Raw genomic sequence first — 5,178 nt, 5'->3', positions numbered from 1 at the left:
GCCTTGTGGGCTGCCACTCTGGTTATAGCCAAGACGCGGGTTGAAGCCCGCGCCTTAGCCTCTACGGGTACAGCAGTTCTACGGGTACAACAGCTGAATCACACGCCGCTTTGCAGCAGCATGTTACGTATGTGACCGATGGCCTTAGTCGGGTTCAGGCCTTTCGGACATACGTTGACGCAGTTCATGATCCCGCGGCAGCGGAATACGCTGAACGGGTCATCCAGCGAAGCCAGACGCTCGGAAGTCTTGGTATCACGGCTGTCTGCCAGGAAGCGATAAGCTTGCAGCAGAGCAGCTGGACCCAGGAACTTGTCCGGGTTCCACCAGAAGGACGGGCAAGAGGTCGAGCAGCAAGCGCACAGGATGCACTCGTACAGACCGTCGAGCTTTTCACGCTCTTCAGGAGTCTGCAGACGCTCGATGGCCGGAGCCGGCGTGTCGTTCTGCAGGAAAGGCTTAACCTTTTCGTATTGCTTGTAGAAGATGCTCATATCGACGACCAGGTCACGGATAACCGGCAAACCTGGCAGAGGACGAACGATCAACTTGTTACCTTTGACGACGGCAGACAGCGGCGTGACGCAGGCCAGACCGTTTTTGCCGTTGATGTTCATGCCGTCGGAACCGCAAACACCTTCACGGCAAGAGCGACGATAGGAGAAACCTTCGTCCTGCTCTTTGATCAGGGCCAGCACGTCCAGCACCATCAGGTCTTTACCACCGGTGTCGACCTGGAATTCCTGCATGAACGGCGCGGCGTCCTGATCAGGGTTGTAGCGATAAACACTGACTTGCAACATGGCGGCCACCCTTAATAAGTCCGAATCTTAGGTTCAAAAGTCGGAACAGTCTTCGGCGAGAAGTTCACGGCACGCTTGGTAACGCGCTTTTCACCCGGGAAGTACAGGGTGTGGCACAGCCAGTTTTCGTCGTCGCGATCTTCGTAGTCTTCACGGGCGTGAGCGCCGCGGGACTCTTTGCGGATTTCTGCTGCGATGGCAGTAGCTTCGGCCACTTCCAGCAGGTTTTGCAGTTCCAGCGCTTCGATACGAGCAGTGTTGAACGCCTGGCTCTTATCGTTGATCTTGACGTTGGCGATACGGCCACGCAGATCAGCCAGCTGAGCAATACCCTTCTGCATGTATTCGCCGGTACGGAATACACCGAAGTAGTTCTGCATGCAGCTTTGCAGCTCTTTACGCAGGGTAGCGACGTCTTCGCCTTCGGTACGCGAGTTCAGGCCATCGAGACGCGCCAGGGCTGCGTCGATGTCGGACTGGCGAGGGCGAGCGTAGTCGACGCCTTCTTTCAGGGTCTGCTCCAGGAACAGGCCGGCGGCACGGCCGAATACCACCAGGTCGAGCAGCGAGTTGCCGCCCAGACGGTTGGCACCGTGAACCGATACGCACGCCACTTCGCCTACCGCGAACAGGCCAGGAATGATCTGGTCCTTGCCGTCGGCGTCCTGAGTGATTGCCTGGCCATGAATGTTGGTGGCAACGCCGCCCATCATATAGTGGCAGGTTGGAACAACCGGGATCGGCGCTACGGCTGGATCGACGTGAGCGAAGGTCTTGGACAGTTCCATGATGCCTGGCAGACGGCTGTGCAGAACTTCTTCACCGAGGTGATCGAGTTTCAGCATCACGTGGTCGCCATCCGGACCGCAACCGTTGCCGGCGATGATTTCTTTAACCATCGAGCGAGCAACCACGTCACGACCAGCAAGGTCTTTGGCGTTCGGAGCATAACGCTCCATGAAACGCTCGCCGTGCTTGTTGATCAGGTAACCGCCTTCACCGCGGCAACCTTCGGTAACCAGTACACCGGCGCCGGCGATGCCGGTCGGGTGGAACTGCCACATTTCGATGTCTTGTACCGGCACGCCAGCACGCAGAGCCATGCCGACGCCGTCACCGGTGTTGATCAGGGCGTTGGTGGTGGACGAGTAGATACGACCTGCACCGCCAGTCGCCAGAACGGTGGCATTAGCGCGGACGTAGGAGGTTTCGCCGGTCTCGATGCAGATGACGATCATGCCGACAAAGGCACCGTCTTCGTTCTTCACCAGGTCGACGCCGTAGTATTCGTTGAGGAATACAGTGCCGGCCTTCAGGTTGGCCTGGTACAGGGTGTGCAGCAGAGCGTGACCGGTACGGTCGGCAGCGGCGCACGTACGGGCAGCCTGGCCACCTTTACCGAAGTCTTTCGACTGACCGCCGAACGGACGCTGATAGATGCGACCCTGTTCGGTACGGGAGAACGGCAAGCCCATGTGCTCGAGCTCGAAGACCGCTTCCGGGCCTACGGAACACATGTATTCGATAGCGTCCTGGTCACCGATGTAGTCGGAACCCTTGACGGTATCGTACATGTGCCAGCGCCAGTCATCGTTCGGATCCGCGGACGCGATGGCGCAGGTGATGCCACCCTGCGCGGATACGGTGTGCGAACGAGTCGGGAAAACCTTGGTAACTACGGCAGTCTTGTGACCACCTTGTGCCAGCTGCAGCGCAGCGCGCATGCCGGCACCGCCGCCGCCAATGATGATGGCGTCGAACGAAAGCGTATTTACTGAGTTAGACATGAATCAGATACCCCAGAGAATCTGCACACCCCAGACGAAGTAAGCGAACATCGCAACGCCGCATACTGCCTGGAAAAGGAAACGTACTGCAGTCGCGGACTTGCCCAGCGCCATTGGCGTCAGATAGTCGGTCGCGATGGTCCACATGCCGACCCAGGCGTGAGCGCCAAGGGCAACCAGGGCCAGTAGACTGAAGATGCGCATCCAGTTGTTTGCGAACAGCAAGTGCCATTGGGCGTAGCCAAGGCCAGGGTGCGCAACAAGGTATCCGATCAGGAAAATGAAATAAGCCGCGAGAACGACCGCAGACACRCGCTGCGCCATCCAGTCATAGAGGCCCGAACGCGATAGGTTCGTAACGCTGGTTACCATATCCAAACTCCCGCCAGAACGATCAACACCACGGAAACGGCGATGATAATTTTCGAGCCCAGCTTGCCGCCTTCCAGCGTCTCACCGATGCCCATGTCCATGATCAGATGGCGTACACCGGCCACCATGTGATACAGCAAGGCGGACAGAAGACCCCATGCTACGAACTTGGCCAGCGGACTGGTCAAGCATGCCTTCACCTCGGCAAAACCTTCCTCGGAACCCAGGGATTTGCTCAATGCATACAGCATGATGCCAAGGCCCAGGAAGAGGATGATGCCGGAAACACGGTGAAGAAACGACGTAACGCCGGTGATGGGGAGTTTGATGGTCCTTAGGTCTAGGTTTACAGGTCGTTGGCTTTTCACGGCTTTTTTTTCACACTGAAGAGCCCCTAACAATCAGGGCAAAGTTGTTGGGGAGTGCACTGGTCAGGTAACCACCACCCAGGGATGCGACCCCCAATAAAGCAGGCCCAAAAGCCCCTGGCGGTCGGTGGCCGAGTATAGACAGTTAGGCTACTAATGACAACGCGTTCACCTTCCCCTAATAGCTCATTGCGCAAGCGGGATAAAAGGCGTAAACGGCAGGTATTTTCGAGGAAAAAGTCCGGTTAAAGCCTTCTGGAGCAAGACTTTAGGCAAATTGACATTCGAATTTATCTCACTATAGTGGTGCGGGCCCTGCGTGGGGGGTCTGTCTGATGATTTCAAGCATAAATAGGAGGCCACATGGCTGACAAAAAAGCGCAGTTGATCATCGAGGGCGCAGCCCCCGTCGAGCTGCCCATTTTAACCGGCACCGTTGGTCCCGATGTAATCGACGTTCGGGGCCTGACGGCCACGGGCCGTTTCACTTTTGACCCAGGTTTCATGTCGACCGCCTCTTGCGAGTCGAAAATTACCTATATCGACGGCGACAACGGCATTTTGTTGCACCGCGGCTACCCGATCGAGCAACTCGCCGAGAAGTCGGACTATCTGGAAACCTGCTACCTGCTGCTCAACGGCGAATTGCCGACCGCAGAACAGAAGGCCCAGTTCGTCAGCACCGTCAAGAACCACACCATGGTTCATGAGCAACTGAAGACCTTCTTCAACGGCTTCCGCCGCGACGCCCACCCAATGGCCGTCATGTGCGGTGTAGTCGGCGCCCTTTCGGCGTTCTACCACGACTCCCTGGACATCAATAACCCGCAGCATCGCGAAATCTCCGCGATCCGCCTGGTTGCCAAGATGCCAACCCTGGCAGCGATGGTTTACAAGTACTCCATGGGTCAACCCATGATGTACCCGCGCAACGACCTGTCGTACGCGGAAAACTTCCTGCACATGATGTTCAACACCCMGTGCGAGATCAAACCGATCAGCCCGGTACTCGCCAAGGCCATGGACCGGATCTTCATCCTCCACGCCGACCACGAGCAGAACGCATCGACCTCCACCGTACGCCTGGCAGGCTCGTCGGGTGCCAACCCGTTCGCCTGTATCGCTGCCGGTATCGCTGCACTCTGGGGCCCGGCTCACGGCGGCGCCAACGAAGCAGTGCTGACCATGCTCGACGAAATTGGCGATGTCTCGAACATCGACAAGTTCATCGCCAAGGCCAAGGACAAGAACGATCCGTTCAAACTGATGGGCTTCGGTCACCGGGTTTACAAAAACCGCGACCCACGCGCCACCGTCATGAAAAAGACCTGCGACGAAGTGCTCAAGGAATTGGGTATCCAGAACGATCCGCAACTCGAACTGGCCATGCGCCTGGAAGAGATCGCCCTGACCGACCCGTACTTCATCGAACGCTCGCTATACCCGAACGTCGACTTCTACTCGGGGATCATCCTCAAGGCGATCGGCATTCCAACCAGCATGTTCACCGTGATCTTCGCCCTGGCGCGGACCGTCGGCTGGATCTCCCACTGGAAAGAAATGCTCTCCAGCCCGTACAAGATTGGCCGCCCGCGCCAGCTGTACACCGGCTACGAGTCGCGTGACATCCCCCGGCTTGAAGACCGCAAGTAAGACCTGTCTTGCGATAACGTCTTAGCTGCACCGGAAACGGCCTCTGCCTCTGATACAAGAGCAGAGGCCGTTTTTGTTTACCCCGCCGCCCCCCCCCCCCTGTAGCAGCTGCCGAGCCCGCGAGGCTGCGTTCGACTGCGTAGCAGTCGCAAATCAGGCGCATCGTTTCTTCAGGGGCATCGTGCATGTAGGGAT

General features: G+C 57.7%; 5 protein-coding genes. 1 reads left to right on the top strand and 4 read right to left on the bottom strand.

Annotated features, from left to right (window positions below):
• Positions 1-98 precede the first annotated feature (98 nt).
• From AC1DH9_RS21845 to sdhC, 4 genes are read right to left on the bottom strand one after another with little or no spacing between them, the layout of a single operon-like run.
• Entirely contained in the window at positions 99-803 is a 705-nt protein-coding gene (locus AC1DH9_RS21845) for a succinate dehydrogenase iron-sulfur subunit (RefSeq protein WP_019692321.1), read from the bottom strand.
• Between the two features lie 11 nt (positions 804-814).
• Entirely contained in the window at positions 815-2,590 is a 1,776-nt protein-coding gene (sdhA, locus tag AC1DH9_RS21840; RefSeq protein WP_427547163.1) for a succinate dehydrogenase flavoprotein subunit, read from the bottom strand.
• Positions 2,591-2,593: 3 nt separating this feature from the next.
• On the bottom strand, positions 2,594-2,962 hold the full coding sequence (sdhD, locus tag AC1DH9_RS21835) for a succinate dehydrogenase, hydrophobic membrane anchor protein (RefSeq protein WP_019692323.1): 369 nt from the start codon (positions 2,960-2,962) through the stop codon (positions 2,594-2,596).
• Positions 2,956-3,330: a succinate dehydrogenase, cytochrome b556 subunit gene (gene sdhC / locus AC1DH9_RS21830; RefSeq protein WP_427534693.1), complete on the bottom strand. Its 375-nt coding sequence runs from the start codon at positions 3,328-3,330 to the stop codon at positions 2,956-2,958. The genes sdhD and sdhC overlap by 7 nt, the downstream gene beginning before the upstream one ends.
• A 363-nt stretch (positions 3,331-3,693) precedes the next feature.
• Here sdhC and gltA point away from each other — a divergent pair, with 363 nt between their 5' ends.
• Positions 3,694-4,983 carry a citrate synthase gene (gene gltA, locus AC1DH9_RS21825; protein WP_477808763.1) on the top strand — a complete coding sequence of 430 codons (1,290 nt, stop codon included), beginning with the start codon at positions 3,694-3,696 and terminating at the stop codon, positions 4,981-4,983.
• Positions 4,984-5,178: the final 195 nt, after the last annotated feature.

This window comes from Pseudomonas sp. 05T35 (genome assembly GCF_056396605.1).
Note: the sequence above shows the minus strand (reverse complement) of the source record. Positions and strands in the feature narration are given on the sequence as shown.

Coding starts and splice junctions, on each gene's coding strand:
- AC1DH9_RS21845 (WP_019692321.1), bottom strand. CDS start 803: ATGTTGCAAGTCAGTGTTTATCGCTACAACCCTGATCAGGACGCCGCG.
- sdhA (WP_427547163.1), bottom strand. CDS start 2,590: ATGTCTAACTCAGTAAATACGCTTTCGTTCGACGCCATCATCATTGGC.